The sequence below is a fragment of the Pseudomonas sp. B611 genome, assembly GCF_055407965.1.
This window is the reverse complement of the sequence record NZ_JBUZST010000046.1, coordinates 1-1,241: the sequence shown is the minus strand read 5'-3', so window position 1 is coordinate 1,241 and position 1,241 is coordinate 1. Positions and strand designations below refer to the sequence as shown.

The 1,241-nt window shown below is 53.4% G+C and carries 1 protein-coding gene; it reads left to right on the top strand.

The window, feature by feature from the left end; translation table 11 throughout:
- Positions 1–92: 92 nt before the first annotated feature.
- Positions 93–1,241: integrase core domain-containing protein (locus ACZRMO_RS30200; RefSeq protein ID WP_463975272.1), on the top strand; the 1,149-nt coding region annotated here is incomplete at its 3' end.

The window sequence follows — 1,241 nt, the reverse complement described above, 5'->3', positions numbered from 1 at the left end:
CCGGTATGACTCACCCACATGGGTTACAAATCAGTTCACGCACATAGGTAACAGTTTTTAACTGGCAGGGTCGATTTCGCGAGGATCTGACCATGCCCTGGAGAGAGCTGAAACCTATGGATCTCAAAGTGATGTTCATTGCTGAGTACCTGTCTGACAAGCACAGCTTTAGCCGGCTGTGCCAGGACTTTCAGATCAGCCGAAAGACGGGCTATAAATGGGTCGAACGCTATGAAGCCGAGGGCCCCAGCGGGCTTGATGAACGTAGCCGCCGCCGTCATCACCAGACCTACGTGGTGCCCTTGGCCGTAAGGCAGGCAATCGTCGAACTTCGCTCTATTGGCGAGACTGTTCCGGGGCCAAAGAAGATCCAGAACAGTTTGAGGCAGCGCTTTCCAGGCGAAGATCCCCCGTCGAAAACGACCATTTACAACATTCTTAAGGCAGCCGATTTGATCACGCCTAGGCCTCTACGTCAGCGTGTGGCTGTCTATCCGAAACCTTTGCGCAAGGCGGAAACGCCTAATCAACTCTTCAGCGCCGACTACAAGGGCCAGTTTCTGACAGGGGCAGGTGTGTGGTGCTATCCACTGACAATCATGGATCACGCTAGTCGCTTCTTACTGGCTTGCGAGAGCATGGCCAGCACCAATCTGAAGGAGACCCAGCAAACCTTTGAGCGGGTTTTCCGCGAATATGGGATGCCTGATCGCATCCGCACTGATAACGGTGTGCCGTTTGCGAGTAAGGGGCGTGCTGGACTATCGCAATTATCGATTTGGTGGCTGCGACTTGGGATCATTCCTGAGCGAATTGAGCCGGGCCGACCGGATCAAAATGGCCGCCACGAACGCATGCATCGAACGCTGAAAAGTACGTTGCCCCAGCCGCCTGCGATAGCATGGGAGGCTCAGCAAAAACACTTTGATCGTTTTATGCAGCACTACAATTATGAGCGAGGACATGAAGCGCTGGGGCAAAAAACACCTGCTGCATGCTATACGCCTTCACTCCGGGCTTACCCGGAGAAGCTGCCGGAAATGGGGTACGCGAGCCATGTTGAGTGTTACCTAGCTGATTGCAGTGGAATCATTAATCGAGCAGGTCTACGTATTTACGTTGGCCATCTGCTCAGGCACCAAACGATAGGGATGGAGATGATTGGTGATGACATATGGTCGGTCATCTTCGGCCCGGTAATACTCGGCCGTGTCGATGCCAGAGATGCTAAGAACGGCTAT